Here is an 18,536-nt window from a genome sequence, read left to right on the forward strand (position 1 = left end):
AAACGGGGGAAACGCTGTTGTCTTTAAGTGTCGAAACAGTGAAGGACAACCTTCTTTCGAGAAACCGACATTCGATTAAAAGCTGTGATGAACGCCTAGCTGAGGCTTGTTACCTTTAAGAAAATCGAACTGCTAGCAAGGATATTTCTGCCAAAAAGAATATTTTGATCGTACGACTTTGATCCACGCAAAGCTAACCACTGGAACCTTGGTTACATAAAAAACCTCTCAAAAGCAGCTGGTCGCTGATTTTTGAGAGGTTTTGTCTGCCAAGAGATAGCTATGGTGTTTTTTTCAGTTGTAATTGTTTATTCAAATTCTTCATACTCATTTGGGTCTTGACCATCGATGCGGCCGTCTGCTTTGTTTAACTGATTGATTTGATTGATTTCATCTTCAGTCAGTTCAAAGTCGAAGATCGCAAGATTTTCTCGTTGATGGGCGAGGTTTCTTGATTTTGGAAGGGGCAAAATGCCACGATCCACATGCCAGCGCAAGATGATTTGACCAGCTGATTTTTGGTATTTTTCAGCTAATTCAGTGATCAGTGGTTCTTTCAGGGCATCGCTGCCACGACCTAATGGGCTCCAAGCTTCCGTTACGATGCCGCGTTTTTTGTTTTCTGCGACCATTCGTTCTTGGACCCAGTAAGGATGGATCTCAATTTGATTTAATGCAGGAGTCACACCAGTTGCTTCAATGATGGCATCCAAATGTTCTGGTTCAAAATTGGAAACGCCGATGGAACGGATCAAGCCTAATTTTTGGGCGGTCACTAAGGCTTGCCAAGCTTCGACATATTTGCCGCGTTTTGGTAATGGCCAGTGGATCAAAAAGGCATCGAAGTAGTCGAGCCCCATGCGAGCAAGGGATTCTTGAATGCTGGTTAAGGCATCATCATAGCCATGGTATTTTCCTGGTAATTTTGAGGTGATATAAAATTCTGAACGTGGGATACCCGAGCGACGGATCGCTTTGCCGACAATGCCTTCATTGTCATAATTGGTTGAAGAATCGATCAAGCGATACCCGTCGGCGATCGCTGCTTGCAGCTGGCTCAATCCTTCGCCACCACGGATCTGATAGGTACCGATGCCCACTGCGGGGCGTAAATTGCCGTCGTTTAATGTCAATAAAGGTGCTTTCATAAAATGATTCCTCCTTTTCTTCTCTACATTCTACTCTAACGCTTTTTTGACAGGAACGTAACCAACTTGCTCAAACAGACAAAGAAAAAAGAGCAACGGTTTCTGTTTCAGAAACAATTGCTCTTTTTGATTAAATTATTTTTCAGGCGGTGTGCCATACATTTTTGGTGTGACTTGATCGAGTTTTGGCGCTTTTCCTTCGACTTTTGGTTCGTCTAGCCATTGGTATTCGCCTTCACCATCAAGGGCTTTGCCTTTCGCCCAAGAGCCTTCTTTACTTTGGTCGCCTTCTGAGAAGTTATAGAAATCATAAGCGATATCTAAGCGTTCGTTTTTGCGATCAAAGGTAGTCGGCACTAAAATCGAGCCTTCGTTTTCTTCCAATTCTTTCACGGCAGCTGCCCAAAGATTTTGGTGGTAGCTATCACGCGCTAATAAGACCGAAAGTAAGTCTTTGACCCCACGGTCATCGATCATTTCATAGATGCGTGCTACTTGCAGACGACCTTGTGATTCCGCATTTAAGTTGGCACGAAAATCAGCAAGTAAGTTGCCACTAGCAATGATATACGCACCTGACCATGGATTGCCGACGCTATCAGCAGGACGTGGTCCTAAGCCAGCAACGATGGCATGTTGCGGATTCATGCCAGAAATGATCGCACCGATCGTTGGGTCTTTTTTCATGGCAGCTTCCTGATCTTCCACAGGTGCACCTTCCAGCAGACGTGCAACCATCGTTGCTAACATTTCAACGTGTCCAAGCTCTTCAGTAGCGATATCCATTAACATGTCTTTGTATTTTTCTTCCCCACGGCAGCTCCATCCTTGGAATAAGTATTGCATGGCAACACTCATTTCTCCATATTGTCCACCGATTAATTCTTGAAGGTATTTCGCAACTAACGGATTTGGTTTTTCTGGTTTAGCTTCAAACTGTAATTCTTTCTGATGACGAAACATACTATTCCTCCTAAAATTTTTTATTGGGCCCATAAAAAGTTTCTCATGAATCGAAACGTTCGTCTAATAAAACGCACTTTGCCAAAATAAAAAAGCACTGAAAAGAAAAGCCATTTACTTTGACAAAAAGCGTGAAGCGTTAGATAGTTAAATTAAGAGAGAATTAGAAAAGGAGCGAGTCACCATGTTTCAGTATTACAAAATGGAAGACCGAAAAATCAGAGAATCTTCGGAGGAGGATTACAATTGGCTAGTGGTTTCTGGCACAGATCCAGAGGAACAACGACACTTGTTAGATAAGTATCAACTGCCCGAAGATATTTTTATTGGCGCCAATGAACCGGAAGAAGTCTCACGTTTGGAATACTTGCGCAACACCAAGTTAAATCATCCGATTCTCTATACTTTGATCGATTTGTCGGAAGTGACTGAGGATCGAATCGAAGACCGTCTTGAGCCTGTGACTTTTATCTACACCAAAGATCTGTTGATTACGTATGTCTCCCATCAATCCAATCTGATCAAACGATTGATCGAAAAGCATGAACAAGATATCCAACGGTATGAAGATATCGTTGCCTATTCGACGTTGATGATCTACACCCATTACATCAAAGGTCTGCAGGAAATGAAGAAGCAAATCGATGATTTGGATCAAGCAGCCCGTAAAACGACGGAAAACAAGGAATTGTTTAACTTAGCCGATACCGAGCGAGACATGGTCTATCTTGATCACACCTTGCGGGACCAAAACCATACTGTCGATCGATTGATGGATCGCAAAGAATTTTTGGATCGTTTGGATAATGAAGCACTCGTTTATGACATCAAGCTGCGGCAGAAATTTGCCATGAAAATGGTCACTATCTATCGCGACTTGTTAGAAACCATCGGTGGCTTGTTCTCTGATATGATGGACAACAATCTAAACCATTTGATGAAATACTTAGATTCTGCGGCATTAGTGGTGGCAGTGCCGTCCTTGATCGCGGGGCTATGGGGGATCAACACCGGGGGACTGCCAGGAAAAGACAATGCGATCGGTACGATCGTCGTCTTTGGCTTGGCTATTTTAGTCGGCATTTTAACCGCCGTCTACTTGTCACGAAAAGACTTTTCAAAATAAAAAGCGCCGCTGCTCTGTGGCACTTTTCATCCATAAAAGGAGAAAGGTGCGACGAAGCAGTCGGCACTTTTTTTATTTTAACCCGCTGTCTAAATTGCTGTCGAGAATCCAGCGCTGAAAGGCGAGGAAGACCAGCAGCAAAGGCAAAATGGAAATTACCGAGGCAGCGATCAAAATCGTCCAATTGATATTTTCCGCGCCCACCAAGCTGCGGATCGCCACTTGCAAGGTGTATTTTTTCGGATCATTCAAGACGATCAAGGGCCAGATATAATCATTCCACCGCCACTGGAAGGAAAAGATCCCCAGTGTCATAATGATTGGTCGGGCAATCGGCAGCATGATTTTCAAAAAGATCATCCCATCCGAAGCGCCATCGATGCGGGCTGATTCAATCAGATCGTCAGGAACGGAGACGAAAAAGGTTCGGAACATAAAGATACCGGTTGCTGTATTGATGGAAGGGATGATGATCCCCAATAAGTTATCATATAAGCCTAGTGAACGAATGACAGAAAACGTTGGGTTCATGATAACTTCCGTCGGCAGCATGGTGGTGGCGATGATACAGATGAAGAAAAAACGCAGCCATTTCGCATCGTATTTTGCAAAGGCATAGCCACAGGCGGCGCTGACTAGGATCGTCAATAAAGTGGTGACCACCGCTGAAATCAACGTATTATTGAAGTAACGAAAGAAATCCAATGTTGTCCAAGCATCAATAAAGTTTTGAATGGTTGGATTTTCAGGAATGATTTTCAAGGGATAAGCAAATAGTTCAGTCCCTGGTTTAAAGGCACTTAATAAGAACCAAAGTAGTGGAAAAAGGTACAGCAGGGAAGTGATGATCAGTGCCAGCGTTAAAAAAAACATCGCTGACTTTCTTGTGACAGGTCGTTTGGTTTTGATAGTCTTAGATGTCATTCTTGCCGCCTCCAATCTTCATTTGTGCTAAGCCTAACAGTAAAAGAATCACGAAAAGTACCATGGAGGCAGCACTGGCATAGCCGACCCGCATTTTGTCAAACCCAGTCGTATAGATATATTGCACGATCAACATGTTGTCGGTTCCTGGACCACCATTGGTCAGCGATTGCACGAGGGCGAACTCTTTCATAGCGCCGATCGAAGCCAATAAGATAACCATAAAGGAAGTCGGCCGCAGCATAGGCAAGGTGATGTAGCGTAATTTATGCCCAAAGCTGGCGCCGTCGATCTCGGCAGCTTCATACAATGAGCGAGGGATATTTTTCAAAGCTGCAGTAAATTGCAGCATGTTAAAGGCAGTCCCGCCCCAGATGGCAGCCAAAATAATGACAGAAAGGCAGCATTCGAGTCGGTAAACCACGGGACAGTTTGTTGTCCTGCTTGCTCTAGAATAAAGTTGATAAAGCCAAAGTTTTCACCAAACAGCCATTTCCAGATAACCCCAGCGATGATCCCAGAGATAGTCCATGGTAAGAAAAAAATGATCTTTGCGAGAAATTTGCCTTTCGCCAGCTGACTGTTCAACATCAAAGCGACGGCGAGAGAAACGACATAGATGCTTGGGACCAGAATAATCACATAACGAAATGTACGAAATAGTGCTTTATAAAAGCTGGCGTCTTGAAACAATTCTTGATAATTCGCCAAGCCGATAAAATTGGCTGTCGCAAAGCCTTTATAGTCCGTCAACGAGTAATAAAGTCCTAAGAGTGCTGGAATCAAAAAGAAGATAATGAACAAAATGATGCTTGCGCCAGTAAACAGCAGCGGCCATTTGTTTTTTTGTAAAGTGCTCACAGAAAATTCCTCCTCCGACGATCGTATCAGCAACAAAGAACCCGCAGTCTGCAAAAAGCCAGACTATGGGTTCTTTGTGGTTGAACGTCTGTTTATTTCTTCAAAAACCCATCATTGTAATCCTTGATCGTCTTGTCGATTGCCTCATCTAATGTAATTTCATCATTTAACACTTGCACGATGGCATCACGGTAAGCCCCTGTCAATCCAGTGTAGCCTTTCATACTCATCGTCACTTGATCGGTGGTTTGCTTGCTGCTGATTGGTTGAGCAGCGGCTGCGATCTCTTGGTTGTAGATTTCATAAGCATCCTGGCCTTGTTCATAGTCGACCGTCAAATCTTCCGCCGCAGGTAAGTAACCAGCATAGGTACAAAGCTGTTTGTAATTTTCCTCTTCGTACAACCATTTGATGAATTTTTCGCCTTCTTCACTGTTTTTACTATTGTTGAAGCCAGTGATGAAGTTGCCGCCCATATTGACCGCGCGGGTCTCTTCATAAGGAGAATAGGTGGATTGCCAGTTAAAGTTGCTGATGTTGGTAGAAAAATCAACGATCTGCCAGCTGCCAGAAAAGTAAGCTGGAACACGGCCGCTCTTGAACATAGCAGAAGCATCTTCTCCAGAGGTCCAAACCGATTTTGGCATCACTTCGTCATTGTTCAAATCAACAAATTTTTGCAAAGCCGCTTTCGTAGCATCATCGGTCGTATAAGAATCACCGCTGTCATCTAAAAAGAAATCTTGTCCCCCATATTGATAGGTGAAAGCCCGTAAACGGTGATCCGACGCGTCCATGACCATGCCGTATTTGGCATCGGTTTTTTCAACGACTTCATTGATCGCGGTTAAAAATTCATCCCAAGTCCAAATGTCCTCTTCCGAAGTGGGGTAGGTCACACCAGCTTCGTCAAACAAATCCGTATTGATAAACAACCCAGTGGCAGTGACATCAGAAGGAAGTGCTTTGACGACATCTGCTTCATCTTTGATCGTCATCGATTCCAATGTTTTTGCCTCACTGGCGATGTCTGATAGATCCATCAGATAGTCATTCCAGTCAGGTTGAACGGTAGAAACCCGCACGACTTCTGGCGCATCATCCGCTTGAACAGCTTTGGTGATCTTTGTCAGCAAGTCTGCATAAGGCACGTCGGTGACTTCGACAGTCACACCCGTTTCTTCCTTGTATTTTTCCGCCATTTTCGAATAAGCGCCGCCTTCACTGGTATCTCCAGAAACGAACATACGAATCTGCTTGTTCTCGCTGGCACTGTCACCACTGCCGCAGCCAGCGACCCCTAACATCACTGCTGCCAAAGACAAAATTGAATACCCTATTTTTTTGTTCATTTTGTTCCTCTCCTTTATTGAATGAATTTTGTTCAAAAAAACGTTTCCAATCGAAAACGATCGAAACGTCCCCCAATGAAAAATAGCTGAAGTACTGAAAAGATAGCAGTCCTAGGACTGATTGAGGAGTGAAAAGTGCCAATAATCTGACAAAATAAGAGTGGTTCTCCCTCAGTTTAGCGGATAAGATGCAAAATACAAAATAAAACGATTTCAAAAAATGCACCAATACTAAAAAAAACGAATTAAAGCTCTTACAACGATAATTAAGAAGTGCTGATAAACGTTAATATAACAAGGTTTGAAAATTATTTTTGCAAATTGAGTGCAAATCTTTTGTCTAAAACGGGGATTAAGCGTAACATAATATGTGTAATAACTACTTAAAAGAAAGAAGGAGAAAAATATGCATTGGTTATGGGTATTAATCGTAGGAGCTATTATCGGTTTGATCGCCGGAGCTATCACAAATAAAGGTGGATCAATGGGTTGGATCGCCAACATCGTTGCAGGTTTAGTAGGTTCAGCTATTGGACAAGCGATCTTAGGTTCTTGGGGTCCATCACTTGCTGGAATGGCAATCGTCCCATCAATTATTGGTGCGGTTATTGTAGTTGCTGTTGTTTCATTCTTCTTAGGACGTTCAAACGGCTAGTCCATTCAGCAATTGTTTCTATTCATTTATTTCGGGTAGCAATTACCTCGAATAGACAGGCAAATCCAGAGTTTCTGGGTTTGCCTTTTTTGTTTTTTAAAAGGATGCATAAGCAATCCCTTTGTCAGATTAGAAAATTGTCGTTACACTTGAAGTAGGTCGAAAAAGAAAGGAAGAGGTTCAATGAAAAAGCAATATGAAACAGCGATGATCAATCGAGGCGGACGTGTCGGAGAGGTCGAAGCACCAAACGGTAGTTTTCACCTGAAAATCGACAAGCCAGGTCTTCATAGTGAAGGGACCAATCCAGAGCAATTATTTGCCGCAGGCTATGCTTCATGCTTCAACGGTGCCGTACAGCATATGCTGAAAGAGCATAACATCGAATCCGAATCCGAAGTTAAAGCAAGAGTGTCTTTGTATCAGCATGAGGACGGTAGTTACCAAATCGGCGTGATTTTAGAAGTATCGTTACCAGGCGTTGAAAAAGCCGAGGCAGAGAAAATCGCAGAAGAAGCCCACGATTTTTGTCCGTATTCTCGGGCCACTCGCGGCAACATTGATGTCGAAGTTCAAGTAGTCTAAGCATTATTACGAATAGACAAACAATAAGCGGCTGGTAAATCAGCCGACAAGAGGGAATTCATCAAGGAGGCCAATCAATGAGACAAACAGAGAGCTTGCTGCTTTTGGGCGTGTTTGTGGTTGGCCTTTTTGTGGTGTACTGGCTAAAAAAGCACCGACAGGCGCGCCACAACCAAGCAATGGCAGCTCAACTGAAGCGTTATCCCAGCGTGCGGCAAGCGTGGCTGGCAGCCGGGGCAAACAGGGAAGCAGTCCTTTTGGTTCCAGGTTTAAAAGAAGCCACTGCCGCAGTGGCAACGAAGGCAACGGCGAAAGCAGAAACGAGGCTGCACAAGCATGCAGATCAGTGTCAAGCAATGACCCCACAAGGGTTGGCCGTTTCAGAGGACTATTTGTTCATCTCAGCGTATTGTTCGCAGCAGGAACATCACTCACAGCTTTATATAATAGAAAGAACGAATGGACGGCATCTGAAAACGGTGGTTCTGCCAAAGCGACCCCATGTCGGTGGACTAGTCTTTGATCGAGCAACGCAAATGCTGTGGCTAACCATTACTGGGAAAGGAATGGGGCGCGTAGCGTGTGTTTCTCTACAAGCACTGCTGGAAGATGATTCCTTGGCAACCAATCAGCCTATCGCTTATCAGCAAGTCATCGAATTGGCAGGCATCACTCACAGCTCCTATTTGGCAGCCGATAGCGGTGAACTTGTCTCAGGGACCTTTGCCTTGAAACAAGGGGGCGTGGTGGCGAATTATCCGCTGCCTGTTCTTTCAGACAGCGGTCGCAAAGCGTCTCCTCGCATCAAGCCGCGTAAGAGAAGGGTCACCACCACGAAAGTCCAAAGTATCGCCTTTACCACTGAATACATGTTGCTGGCACGTTCCTTTGGACCAGGGTCGGCGGAGTTATGGGTCTTTTCAAAGGATGCAACGGTGCTGACCCGCAAACATGCGTTGCGGCGCATCAAGTTTCCCCATTACCTTGAACAGATCGTGGTAGAAAAAGGACAGCTGTATTGCTTGTTTGAAAGTGGGGCATGGGCGTATCGGCAAAAAGGCGGCAGCATCGATGAAGTCGTGGTATTGGATCTTGCGACCTTGCTCCAGTAAAAGCACTGCTTAAAAAGAAAAAAGACCAGCCTCTTAAGAAGCTGGTCGTAAGTGCAGTGATTAGTCCACGATTGCTCGTTGGATATCTAAGACGGTACCTGTATGAGCATCTGCCAAAAATTCATAGGTGACAAGCTGCCCGTCTTCGGTGCGGGTGATGCCGCCAGTATATCCTTGGGAAGTGATCGCAAATTTGCGCAAAGGTTGTTTTTCGAAATTGATCCAAGAACCTTCGATCGGTCCTTCTTTGATAAATGCTGCTTTTATATTGTCTAAGACATCATCGGCATTCATGGCTTGCCTTTTCTTCAACCAGATCGTTGAAAAAATCCCTCCTGCAAAGCCAAGACCTAAACCGATGGTCAGTCCATTTTTAAAATAATGCAATGGATGCTCATTCTCCATCTAATGTCCCTCCTAAAGTAAGTTTTCCCGAATGTTTTGATCTCGGTGAAAGCACAGGTTCTCTTAACAATAGTTTACCATAGTTTAGAAATATTCTATAAGAAAAATAACCAACAATAGAAATTTGCGCTATAATAAAGAATATCAGTAGGAATAAGGAGGAAGAGAGCACATCCGTTGTTTCACCCAAAAATTGCTGGAAAACACAGCAACAGCAAGCGTTGCTTTTTCAAAAAAAGCAGCTTTGTTTCTTTAGGGCAGCAAACAACCGATACGTGTTTCTCGAATGATCATGGAAGAAAAAACATTTCAACGCATCAAAGAACTAACGGAGTTACAAGGAACCAGTGGGTTTGAACACGACGTGCGGACGTATATGCGTGAAGCGATGACCCCCTTGGTGGACGAGATCCAACAAGATGGCTTAGGCGGCATCTTCGGTTTGCGTCACCACCAAGAAGCAGATGCACCGCGAGTGATGGTAGCTGCTCACATGGATGAAGTTGGTTTCTTATTGACGACGATCACCGATCGTGGCTTATTCAAAGTCACTCCTTTAGGCGGATGGAACCCTTATGTGGTTTCTGCCCAACGCTTTACATTGAAAACAGCGAAAGGCGATTATCCATGTGTTTCTTCTTCAGTACCGCCACATTTGTTGCGAGGAAGCAGCGGTCAAAAAAATGTTGAAGTCACAGATATTTTGTTTGATGCTGGGTTTGAATCAAAAGAAGAAGCAGAAAGCTTTGGTGTACGTCCTGGCGATACGATCGTCCCACAAGTGGAAACCATCAAAACTGCCAATGGGAAAAACATCATCTCGAAAGCTTGGGACAACCGTTACGGCTGTGCAGTCGTATTAGAAGCACTTGAAGCCTTGAAAGAGGAAACGTTAGGCCATACGCTGATTGCTGGTGCCAATGTTCAAGAAGAAGTCGGCTTACGAGGTTCTCGTCCGTCTGTGACGAAATTCAAACCCGACTTGTTCTTTGCGGTCGATTGCTCGCCAGCAGATGACACAGTCACCAAAAATGGCACCTTTGGTCATCTAGGGGCAGGGACTTTGATGCGAATCTATGATCCAGGCATGATCATGTTGCCACGGATGAAAGAATTCTTGTTGGATACAGCAGAAACCAACAACATTCCGTACCAATACTTTGTTTCAAAAGGCGGTACCGATGCTGGTGCGGCACACATGGCAAATGAAGGGATCCCAAGTTCAGTCATCGGTGTTCCTGGACGTTACATCCACACCCACCAAACCCTATTCAGTATCGCTGATTATGAAGCGGCACGGGAAATGGTGATTCAAGTCTTGAAAGGTTTGGATCGTTCAACCGTTGATACGATCTTGGCTGGACAATAAGCGAGAACGAACGAAAAGAGACAGCCATCCGTTGTCTCTTTTTTTTTGCAGGGTTTTGCAAGATCAGCATGTCAGTTGGTAGTCCCTGAAAGAAAGGTGTATACTGAAAGAAAAGAAAGTGGTGAGCATTTGATTATTCCAAAAGATTTAGCAGAGTTAGCAACATATGTGGAGAAAGGCAAAAATGTCTTCTTTTTCACCGCCGATTGGTGTGGCGATTGTCGATACATCAAACCGCAATTGCCTGAGATCGAAGCGGACTTTCCAGATCTTCAATTTATCGAAGTCGACCGTGATGAATACATGGATGTAGCGGTTGAATGGAACATTTTTGGTATTCCTAGCCTCGTCGTTATCGAAGACGGCAAGGAGCTGGGACGGTTAGTCAACAAGGATCGCAAAACCAAAGAAGAGATCGAAGCCTTTTTAACCAGCGTACAATCAGCATAGGAGGGGAAAAAGATGGAAGCACAAAGATATCAAAACATTTTAGTAGGGATCGACGGTTCAGATCAAGCGATGTCTGCCTTCAAAAAAGCAGTGGAAGTCGCTCGTCGAAATCAAGGGAAGGTCTATGCCGCAACGATCATCGATCAGCAAGTGCCGACCATGATGGGCTATGCACCTTTGGATAGTTCCATCTTAGAACAAGAAAAAGATACGGCGAAAAATCTGATCGACGACTGCAAAGCCTACGCAAAATCAGTAGATTTTGATCTAGTAGAAGGCATCGTCGCTTACGGCTCCATCAAAGACGCCCTTGCCACTCAATTACCAGACCAATACGACATCGATTTGATCATGGTGGGGCAATCTGGGCTGAATGCCGTGGAACGCTTCATGATGGGGAGTGTCGCCAGCTTCGTTATCCGTGAAGCCCGGTGCGACGTGCTGATCGTATCACCTGAAGAAACCAAAGCGTAAGGTCATTTTTTTAAAATAAGCTTGTCGTTGCCGAGTTCTTTTTCTTAGAGAAGATGGCAGCAAAAGAAGACGAGGGTTAAAAGAAAGTTCCTGAGAACCAGCGATGTTTCACTTGTTAGCAAAGCACCGTCTTTCGCCGATGAGCTGCAGCTGGTTCTCAGGCTTTTGTGCTCATTTTGAGGGAAGATATCTGTCGCTGTTGTCTTGTTACATAGGTAGTAGTGCCAAACAGAAGTTTTTTAGAACTTGCGTTTACCGGCTCGTTAGCAAAGCAGCGTCTTAGCTAATAAGCCGCAGCTGGTTCTTAGTTTTTTCCTGTATACAGTTTTTGGATAACTTATTGTTGCCTTCTTTCGTAGAAAGTAGTTCTACCAGCAAATTCTTTAGAAGCCGCGGGTTCTGCTCCTTCGCCAATTCTCAACCTAAGCCAGCCAGCAGAAGTTGGTTCTCAGGCGTTTTTTGTCTTTGAAAATAAGTAGAATTTCAAGGAAAACAAAGAAATTCCATGACGGATGCCGAAAAATTTGTTAAGATTATGGGCGGAATGTGTAAGTACCTAAGGAGGAAAAAACGTGATTTTTGCTTATAACAAAGAATATGTCAGTGATACACTGCTTGCCATCACAGCAGATGATAAAGGATTAGAACAAACCGTCGAACGTAAAGGCAATGTTGCCCAAATCAAAAATGAAGAAGGCACGATCGTCGGCTGGAACTTTTTTGCGATCTCAGAAGTGATGACGATCGAAGGCCGTGGCCAAGTGACGTTGACGAAAGAACAAATCCAACAATTGAACACCATGATCAAAGAAGCAGGATTCAGCGAAGAACTGCCAGCAGATACGGAACCAAAAATCGTCGTTGGCTATGTGAAGTCTTGTGTGGAACATCCAGACAGCGACCATCTGTCTATCACGGAAACAGAAGTCGGGGATGGGGAAGTCTTGCAAATCGTCTGTGGTGCTGCCAATATCCGTAAAGGCTTGAAAGTCGTTGTCGCAAAACCTGGGGCAATGATGCCAGATGGCTTGATGATTTGGCCAGGGACGCTTCGTGGCGTAGAAAGCTTCGGAATGATCTGTTCTGCTAAAGAACTGCATTTAGAAGGTGCACCAATGAAAAAAGGCATCCTTGAACTGCCTCAAGATGCCGTTGTAGGTGAAGCTTTTCCAGTCGGTAAAGCCTAAAAAAATGAACTGCCGCTTCCTGTTTTTGCGGCAGTTCATTTTTTGATTGTTTCGATTGGTTTTGGTGATTAGTTGCTGCTGTCTGTTGATTGTTCGTTGATCGACGTATCAACGGAAAGTTTTACTTCTGCTGTTTTTTCTTCATCGCCACGATAGAAGGTTACAGTGATCGTGTCACCGACTTTGTGTTTGTACAACGCAGATTGCAGATCCGTTGTTGTGCTGACTTCTGTATCATCGATCTTCGTGATAACGTCATATTGTTGCAATCCTGCTTGTTCTGCTGGTGTTGCATTGTTGACTGAGTAGATCACAACGCCTGAAGTTACGGATGAAGGAACTTTCAAGATTTGTTCTTGTTGTTGTGATGTGATGGAACCTAAATCGATCGTTTGGATACCTAGTGCAGGGCGAACCACTTTGCCGTCTGCTTCTAGTTGATTGATGATTTCAACGACATCGTTACTTGGGATCGCAAAGCCCATCCCTTCGACACTAACACCTGAAGCAGAGCCCGAGGTGCTGGCGATTTTACTTGAGTTGATCCCAATCACTTGGCCATCAACGTTGATCAGTGGACCACCTGAATTCCCTGGGTTGATCGCAGCATCCGTTTGGATCGCATTGATACTGATCGTACCACCCGATTCGTTTTGGCTTGTTACTTGACGATTCAAGGAAGAAACGATCCCTTGTGTCACAGAGTTTGCGTAGTCAGAGCCTAGAGGTGAACCGATCGCGATGGCTGGTTCGCCGACTTTCAAGGCACTTGAATCACCGAATGTTGCTGCAGTTGTAACTTTTTCAGAAGAGATTTTTAAGACGGCTAAGTCAGTGTAAGAATCGGTACCGACCAATTCAGCTTTGACTTTCGTACCGTCTGCTAAGACAACTTCCAAACCGTCTTGACCTTCAACGACGTGGTTGTTGGTTACGACATAGGCATCGTCGCCATCGATTTTGTAGATGACTCCACTACCTTCAGAAGAAGCTTCTAAAGCACTGTCGTCGTCGCTTTGGCTATCGCCTTCACTTTGTCCACCTTGCTGACCAAAGAGGCTGTTCCAATCGTTGCTTTGACTTTGTTGTAGATTAATGATGGAAACGACAGAATCTTGTACTTTTTCAACTGCTTTCGTGACATCGCTAGTCACATCTAGTTTTACATTGGATACTTGGGTTTGTCCGTTAGAATCTTGGACCCCGCTGTTGGTCGTGGTTTCTGGTGTTGAAGTCAAAGAGGAACCCATTGCCAGATACAGACCGCCGAAGGTCAATAAACCGCCGACCATACCGCCTAAAATCCCAATACCTAATCGTTTTAATAAACCAGGAGAAGTTTTCTTGCCTGGTGTGACATATTTTCTTGCCATTACTATTTCCCCCTTAATGAATAATTCGTTATAATCAGTATATTCCTTCTATCTGAGATTAGTCTACTAAGAGATTTTGAAAAAAATATGAAGAAGTTGCGTAAGAATCTGTTTCAAACGATGAAATTTTCTTCGCAAAACCCGTTCATTTTTGAATAAAAATAGCAGGCAAAACTGGGGAGAAGCGAAGGTCTGTTTATCCACAGTGTGTGGACAAACTTGAAAGCTTTGGTTGGGTGGATGAAGAAACCCTTGAAGTGTCGCATTTTTATAGATAAGATAGAAGAATTTCAAAGAAAGTCAAAGTGTGTAAAAGGTTGTGGATAGCATTGTCCACATGTTCATAAAATAAGGGGATAACGAGGAGGAACCTATGAAAATCAAAATCGTCACAGTAGGAAAACTAAAAGAAAAGTACCTCGTTCAAGGAATCAACGAGTACGCCAAGCGATTGGGGGCATACGCAAAGCTTGAGTTTGTCGAAGTACCGGATGAAAAAGCACCAGAAACCTTGAGTGAAGCCCAAATGCTGCAAATCAAAGAAAAAGAAGGCCAGCGCATTTTAGCCAAAATCAAAGACACCGAATATGTCTTTGCCTTAGCGATCGAAGGCACCAACCCCACCAGCGAAGCCTTCGCCAAACAAATCGATCAACTCGGCATCCAAGGAAAAAGCCAACTGACCTTCGTCATCGGCGGCTCCCTAGGATTGAGTCAAGAAGTCATGACCCGCAGTGATGCCAAAATCTCCTTTGGCAAAATGACCTACCCGCACCAACTCATGAAACTGATCTTATTGGAGCAAATCTATCGTGCGTATCGAATCAATACGGGGGCGCCGTATCATAAGTAAATACCTCAAGCAATAGAATAGAAAAAAACTATCCACCGATAGTATCGGTAAAAAGGAGCAACAACCATGCGAAATATCAAATTAACGATTGAATATGACGGCAAGCGCTACTTAGGGTGGCAACGACTAGGAGATTCTGAAAAAACGATCCAAGAAAAAGTTGAAGGGGTCATCAAATTATTGACGGGAGAAGAAATTGAGATCGTGGGTTCTGGCAGAACCGATGCGGGCACGCATGCTCGAGGACAAGTGGCGAATTTCAAGACGACCCATCAAATGAGTTTGCCAGAGATGCAGCAGTTCTTTAACCGCTATTTGCCGCAAGACATCGTCGTCAACAAGATTGAAGAGGTGCCTGAGCGCTTCCATGCACGCTATCACGCCAAAGGCAAGCAATACAGCTATTATGTTTGGAACAACGCGATTCCATCAGTCTTTGCTCGCAATACTAGTTTTCATTGCCCGCAGCCCCTTGATTTGGAAAAAATGCAGCAGGCGGCTGAGAAGTTGATCGGCACCCATGATTTTATCGGCTTTTCTGCATTGAAAAAATCAAAAAAATCAACGGTGCGCACGATCGATGAAATCACCATCACACCAGAAGGCGACCTATTGCGGTTTACCTTCAAAGGCAACGGCTTTTTGCATAAAATGGTCCGAATCTTGACAGGCACACTGATTGCCATTGGCGATGGCACACTGCCACCAGAAGTGATCGATCAAGTGTTAGCCGATAAAGTACGACAAGCAGCTGGTGAAACAGTGCCTTCTCATGGCTTATTTCTAGATGAGGTGTATTATTAAAAGAAACAGGGTAATGGCTATTTAAGGAAAGGAGATCATCAATTGATCACATTAAAATCCCCACGAGAAATCGAACAAATGAAAACTTCTGGTCGTATCTTGGCAAGTATTCACGAACAGCTACGGGAAAAAATCGTTCCCGGTATCACCACGAACCAAATCAACGCCTTTGTCCATCAACAGATAGAAGCTGCAGGGGCAACAGCCGCGCAAATCGGGTTTGAAGGCTATGAATTTGCGACGTGTATCAGTGTCAATGAAGAGATTTGTCATGGTTTCCCTTCAGAATATGTTTTAAAATCAGGCGATGTCGTCAAAGTCGATTTTTGTGTCGATTACAAAGGGGCAATCTCTGACAGCTGTTGGACGTATGCGGTAGGAGAGATTTCACCAGAACATCAAGCGCTGATGGAAGTAACGAAAGAAGCCTTGATGAGAGGCATCGAGCAAGCACAAGTCGGCAACCGAGTTGGCGATATTGGTTATGCGATCCAAAGCTTCGCTGAAGAAAAAGGGTATGGTGTCGTGCGGGACTTTATTGCTCACGGCATTGGCCCAACCATTCATGAAGAACCATTCTTTCCTCATTTCGGGTTACCTGGCAAAGGAATTCGGTTGAAAGAAGGCATGACGATCACTATCGAGCCGATGATCACGACCGGCACTTGGCGCATGAAGATGGACCCGAACGGCTGGACAGCACGCACGATCGACGGCAGTTATTGTGCCCAATATGAACACTCGATCGCCATCACCAAAGAAGGTCCAGTCATCATGACGTTGCAAAAGGAAGAAACGTCAACATCACTTAATGTCTTTGAAAAATAACTGTGTGTAATTTCCGTAACATGAATACTTTCTACATCTCTTAAAAGGGCGTACCTAACTGATGGTACGCCCTTTCGAACTGTGCTTTTTTCAAAAAGATTCGTAAAAGAACTCAGTAATCAACAAGTGCTTGTCTATTCATATCGATATTATTTGATGGAGTCGTTCATATAGCATGTCGTGTGCTCAGTTGTTTTGGGGTGATTTAAACAAGCTATAGAATGATCTTTTTTCTACCTAAAATGAAAGTGGGATTGGAGAGTCAATTCTGATTTATCAGCCCGATAAAATAAAGAGCGAAACTAATTAAACCAATGAATTTCAAATCATTCATACAATGGACTAGAAGCTTAAAAGTGTTTGAGATTTTTTCCCTTCATTCTTTCTATAGAAGACTATTTTATAGTGTGAGGACAGAGTTGACGTTAGATATTTAAGACCAGCTACTAGATAAAAAATAGGTAATTTATTCAATTAATAGATTACACTTTTATTTTTGAAAACTGTCTAAATGATGCTGAAGATTTGATATAATAAAAAAGGCAACTTGCCCCCTGGGGGGGTGTTTGTAGTGTATATGAGTTTTCTATCGTTGGTTGTCGCACCAATTATTGTTGGTATAGTCATCGAACTATTTTCTCACTGGTTGGATGAGAAAGACAAAGACGACAACTAAGCAAGTTGCTATCCAACTCACATGCTAGCAGTCGCAACTAGCATAAAAAAAGGCGCTCCCTTTCGTCGCGGTTAGGGAGCGCCTTTGTGCTGTAGTGCTATAAATTTTCTATCGTTTCGCAAGGTTATTATACCACAGAAAAAAATAAAAAACTACCCGTGATATCCACTTGAATAGATAAAGTAAACGACCCAGTATTTTCTGATAAAGCCATGGATGACGGTTTTGCAGGTATTTCTATTGAAGAAATTGTTGGCTCCCTGATTAGTGGGAAAGTTAACTATTTTTTCGAACTAGCTATGCTATCGAATATAGAACACATGAGGGAATAAATAGGGGAGGGACAGCAATCCCTGTTGTTTACTACTTATTTGCATCCAAATATTGTTAATACCTAATGAGCGTATCACGTGGCTATAATCAAATCGTTTATGTCAGTCATTGTTTTACAATGCGACATTTCAGCATACTACAAATTTTTATTAGCACAGCAGAGTAAACTTTTAAGAACAATTCTTTTTAATGGAATTTAGGTGAATCGACCAAAAAGGATAATTATGTATATACTCTGTCGCGGTATATGTTATACTATGTATATACAGAAAGAGGTGTCGAACATGGAAATGCTACCTATAAAAAAATGGGGCAATAGTAACGGTCTTAGATTGCCAAAGTACATTATGGAGTATCTTGGCATTCATACTGATGACAAAGTGAAGATAATACAAGAAGAAGTAAACGGACATAAACGGCTAATCATCGAAGCAGCAAATGTAGAAAACGAGTTAACGATTGAAGAGTTATTTGAAAACTACACTGCTGAGAGAAATCATGTGGAAATTCAACATTTAGGTGAAGCAGTAGGGAATGAAAAATGGTAAGAAAACCTAGACAAGGGGATATTTTGTTATTGGATACAGCTCCTCGTGCTGGACATGAACAAACGGGAAAAAGGCCCTATATTGTTTTAAGTCATGACATGATTGCAGATTATAGTAACGTTGCCACCGTTGCTCCGATTTCGAGTACAAGTAGAAACTATCCGTTACATGTAAGTATTAATCCAGATTATGGCATGAAGACAACAGGAAAAGTATTGTTGGATCAATTAACGACAATTGATTATGAAGCCAGCGCATGTGTTTTTTTGGAAAAAGCGCATGAGCACTTGGTTGATGAATTATTGATGAAAGTTAGAACAGTATTTCAAAAAGTAAGTAAATAAAAACAGCATGCTCATCTTATCGATGTTGACCATGCTGTTTTCTTTTATTCTATAAACGCTTTGTCTCGTAACATTATACGCTGTACAATCTTTGAGATACTAGCTCCATTCCCGTAATCCTGAACGATATTTTTATAAACAAGGCAACGGGGGCGCTTTTGTGTCT

Annotated in this window: 22 protein-coding genes; 14 read left to right on the top strand and 8 right to left on the bottom strand. The window is 43.3% G+C overall.

Annotation, left to right across the window (positions count from 1 at the left end; all coding sequences use genetic code 11):
- Positions 1 to 308 precede the first annotated feature (308 nt).
- Positions 309 to 1,148, bottom strand: a complete 840-nt coding sequence (locus tag ACTW1R_RS04830) for an aldo/keto reductase (protein WP_016610001.1) — start codon at positions 1,146 to 1,148, stop codon at positions 309 to 311.
- Between the two features lie 135 nt (positions 1,149 to 1,283).
- Entirely contained in the window at positions 1,284 to 2,111 is an 828-nt protein-coding gene (locus ACTW1R_RS04835) for a manganese catalase (RefSeq protein WP_005225417.1), read from the bottom strand.
- A gap of 184 nt (positions 2,112 to 2,295) precedes the next feature.
- Between ACTW1R_RS04835 and ACTW1R_RS04840 the strand changes: the two genes are divergently transcribed.
- A complete protein-coding gene (locus ACTW1R_RS04840) occupies positions 2,296 to 3,237 on the top strand; it encodes a magnesium transporter CorA family protein (RefSeq protein ID WP_167821661.1) in 942 nt (313 codons plus the stop codon).
- 72 nt (positions 3,238 to 3,309) lie between these two features.
- On the opposite strand, the gene ACTW1R_RS04845 is transcribed toward ACTW1R_RS04840, so the two are convergent.
- The 4 genes from ACTW1R_RS04845 to ACTW1R_RS04860 all read right to left on the bottom strand — a co-directional run bounded on the left by ACTW1R_RS04845 (position 3,310) and on the right by ACTW1R_RS04860 (position 6,374).
- Positions 3,310 to 4,161 (bottom strand): carbohydrate ABC transporter permease, encoded by an 852-nt coding sequence (locus ACTW1R_RS04845; protein ID WP_010747711.1) that lies wholly within the window; start codon positions 4,159 to 4,161, stop codon positions 3,310 to 3,312.
- On the bottom strand, positions 4,151 to 4,513 hold the full coding sequence (locus ACTW1R_RS04850) for a carbohydrate ABC transporter permease (protein ID WP_489927473.1): 363 nt from the start codon (positions 4,511 to 4,513) through the stop codon (positions 4,151 to 4,153). The genes ACTW1R_RS04845 and ACTW1R_RS04850 overlap by 11 nt, the downstream gene beginning before the upstream one ends.
- Positions 4,489 to 5,022, bottom strand: a complete 534-nt coding sequence (locus tag ACTW1R_RS04855) for a carbohydrate ABC transporter permease (protein ID WP_489927474.1) — start codon at positions 5,020 to 5,022, stop codon at positions 4,489 to 4,491. Before ACTW1R_RS04855 ends, ACTW1R_RS04850 begins: the two co-directional genes overlap by 25 nt.
- Positions 5,023 to 5,114: 92 nt before the next feature.
- Positions 5,115 to 6,374, bottom strand: a complete 1,260-nt coding sequence (locus tag ACTW1R_RS04860; RefSeq protein WP_489927475.1) for an ABC transporter substrate-binding protein — start codon at positions 6,372 to 6,374, stop codon at positions 5,115 to 5,117.
- 406 nt (positions 6,375 to 6,780) lie between these two features.
- Here ACTW1R_RS04860 and ACTW1R_RS04865 point away from each other — a divergent pair, with 406 nt between their 5' ends.
- From ACTW1R_RS04865 to ACTW1R_RS04875, 3 genes are all read left to right on the top strand, one after another.
- Positions 6,781 to 7,029 carry a GlsB/YeaQ/YmgE family stress response membrane protein gene (locus ACTW1R_RS04865; protein WP_005225422.1) on the top strand — a complete coding sequence of 83 codons (249 nt, stop codon included), beginning with the start codon at positions 6,781 to 6,783 and terminating at the stop codon, positions 7,027 to 7,029.
- Positions 7,030 to 7,212: 183 nt separating this feature from the next.
- The gene (locus ACTW1R_RS04870) at positions 7,213 to 7,614 is read left to right on the top strand and encodes an Ohr family peroxiredoxin (protein WP_005225423.1); all 402 of its coding nucleotides are present in this window, start codon (positions 7,213 to 7,215) and stop codon (positions 7,612 to 7,614) included.
- A 77-nt stretch (positions 7,615 to 7,691) separates the two neighbouring features.
- Positions 7,692 to 8,726 (top strand): YncE family protein, encoded by a 1,035-nt coding sequence (locus ACTW1R_RS04875; protein ID WP_489927476.1) that lies wholly within the window; start codon positions 7,692 to 7,694, stop codon positions 8,724 to 8,726.
- A 60-nt stretch (positions 8,727 to 8,786) separates the two neighbouring features.
- Here ACTW1R_RS04875 and ACTW1R_RS04880 read toward each other — a convergent pair whose 3' ends face one another.
- On the bottom strand, positions 8,787 to 9,131 hold the full coding sequence (locus tag ACTW1R_RS04880) for a peptidase (protein ID WP_005225425.1): 345 nt from the start codon (positions 9,129 to 9,131) through the stop codon (positions 8,787 to 8,789).
- 292 nt (positions 9,132 to 9,423) lie between these two features.
- On the opposite strand from ACTW1R_RS04880, the gene pepA reads away from it, so the two are divergent.
- The 4 genes from pepA (at position 9,424) to ytpR (ending at position 12,611) form a co-directional block, all read left to right on the top strand.
- Positions 9,424 to 10,500: a glutamyl aminopeptidase gene (gene pepA / locus ACTW1R_RS04885; RefSeq protein ID WP_325816768.1), complete on the top strand. Its 1,077-nt coding sequence runs from the start codon at positions 9,424 to 9,426 to the stop codon at positions 10,498 to 10,500.
- Between the two features lie 129 nt (positions 10,501 to 10,629).
- Positions 10,630 to 10,950 (top strand): thioredoxin family protein, encoded by a 321-nt coding sequence (locus tag ACTW1R_RS04890; RefSeq protein WP_026008043.1) that lies wholly within the window; start codon positions 10,630 to 10,632, stop codon positions 10,948 to 10,950.
- A gap of 12 nt (positions 10,951 to 10,962) precedes the next feature.
- Complete coding sequence (locus tag ACTW1R_RS04895; RefSeq protein WP_005225429.1) at positions 10,963 to 11,424, top strand: universal stress protein; 462 nt, start codon at positions 10,963 to 10,965, stop codon at positions 11,422 to 11,424.
- Positions 11,425 to 11,996: 572 nt separating this feature from the next.
- Entirely contained in the window at positions 11,997 to 12,611 is a 615-nt protein-coding gene (gene ytpR, locus ACTW1R_RS04900; RefSeq protein WP_005225431.1) for a YtpR family tRNA-binding protein, read from the top strand.
- A 68-nt stretch (positions 12,612 to 12,679) separates the two neighbouring features.
- Here the strand turns inward: ytpR and ACTW1R_RS04905 are convergent, their stop codons facing one another.
- Positions 12,680 to 13,984 carry a S1C family serine protease gene (locus ACTW1R_RS04905; RefSeq protein ID WP_096741488.1) on the bottom strand — a complete coding sequence of 435 codons (1,305 nt, stop codon included), beginning with the start codon at positions 13,982 to 13,984 and terminating at the stop codon, positions 12,680 to 12,682.
- Between the two features lie 373 nt (positions 13,985 to 14,357).
- On the opposite strand from ACTW1R_RS04905, the gene rlmH reads away from it, so the two are divergent.
- From rlmH to ACTW1R_RS04935, 6 genes are all read left to right on the top strand, one after another.
- On the top strand, positions 14,358 to 14,837 hold the full coding sequence (rlmH, locus tag ACTW1R_RS04910) for a 23S rRNA (pseudouridine(1915)-N(3))-methyltransferase RlmH (protein WP_008379108.1): 480 nt from the start codon (positions 14,358 to 14,360) through the stop codon (positions 14,835 to 14,837).
- A 66-nt stretch (positions 14,838 to 14,903) separates the two neighbouring features.
- Positions 14,904 to 15,641: a tRNA pseudouridine(38-40) synthase TruA gene (truA, locus tag ACTW1R_RS04915; RefSeq protein WP_005225435.1), complete on the top strand. Its 738-nt coding sequence runs from the start codon at positions 14,904 to 14,906 to the stop codon at positions 15,639 to 15,641.
- Positions 15,642 to 15,683: 42 nt separating this feature from the next.
- Complete coding sequence (gene map, locus ACTW1R_RS04920) at positions 15,684 to 16,469, top strand: type I methionyl aminopeptidase (protein ID WP_128488873.1); 786 nt, start codon at positions 15,684 to 15,686, stop codon at positions 16,467 to 16,469.
- Positions 16,470 to 17,046: 577 nt separating this feature from the next.
- The gene (locus tag ACTW1R_RS04925; protein WP_115233064.1) at positions 17,047 to 17,145 is read left to right on the top strand and encodes a type I toxin-antitoxin system Fst family toxin; all 99 of its coding nucleotides are present in this window, start codon (positions 17,047 to 17,049) and stop codon (positions 17,143 to 17,145) included.
- 590 nt (positions 17,146 to 17,735) lie between these two features.
- A complete protein-coding gene (locus ACTW1R_RS04930) occupies positions 17,736 to 18,026 on the top strand; it encodes an AbrB/MazE/SpoVT family DNA-binding domain-containing protein (RefSeq protein WP_080583835.1) in 291 nt (96 codons plus the stop codon).
- Complete coding sequence (locus ACTW1R_RS04935; RefSeq protein ID WP_325816660.1) at positions 18,020 to 18,370, top strand: type II toxin-antitoxin system PemK/MazF family toxin; 351 nt, start codon at positions 18,020 to 18,022, stop codon at positions 18,368 to 18,370. The genes ACTW1R_RS04930 and ACTW1R_RS04935 overlap by 7 nt, the downstream gene beginning before the upstream one ends.
- Positions 18,371 to 18,536: the final 166 nt, after the last annotated feature.

This window comes from Enterococcus sp. R12, assembly GCF_058135755.1.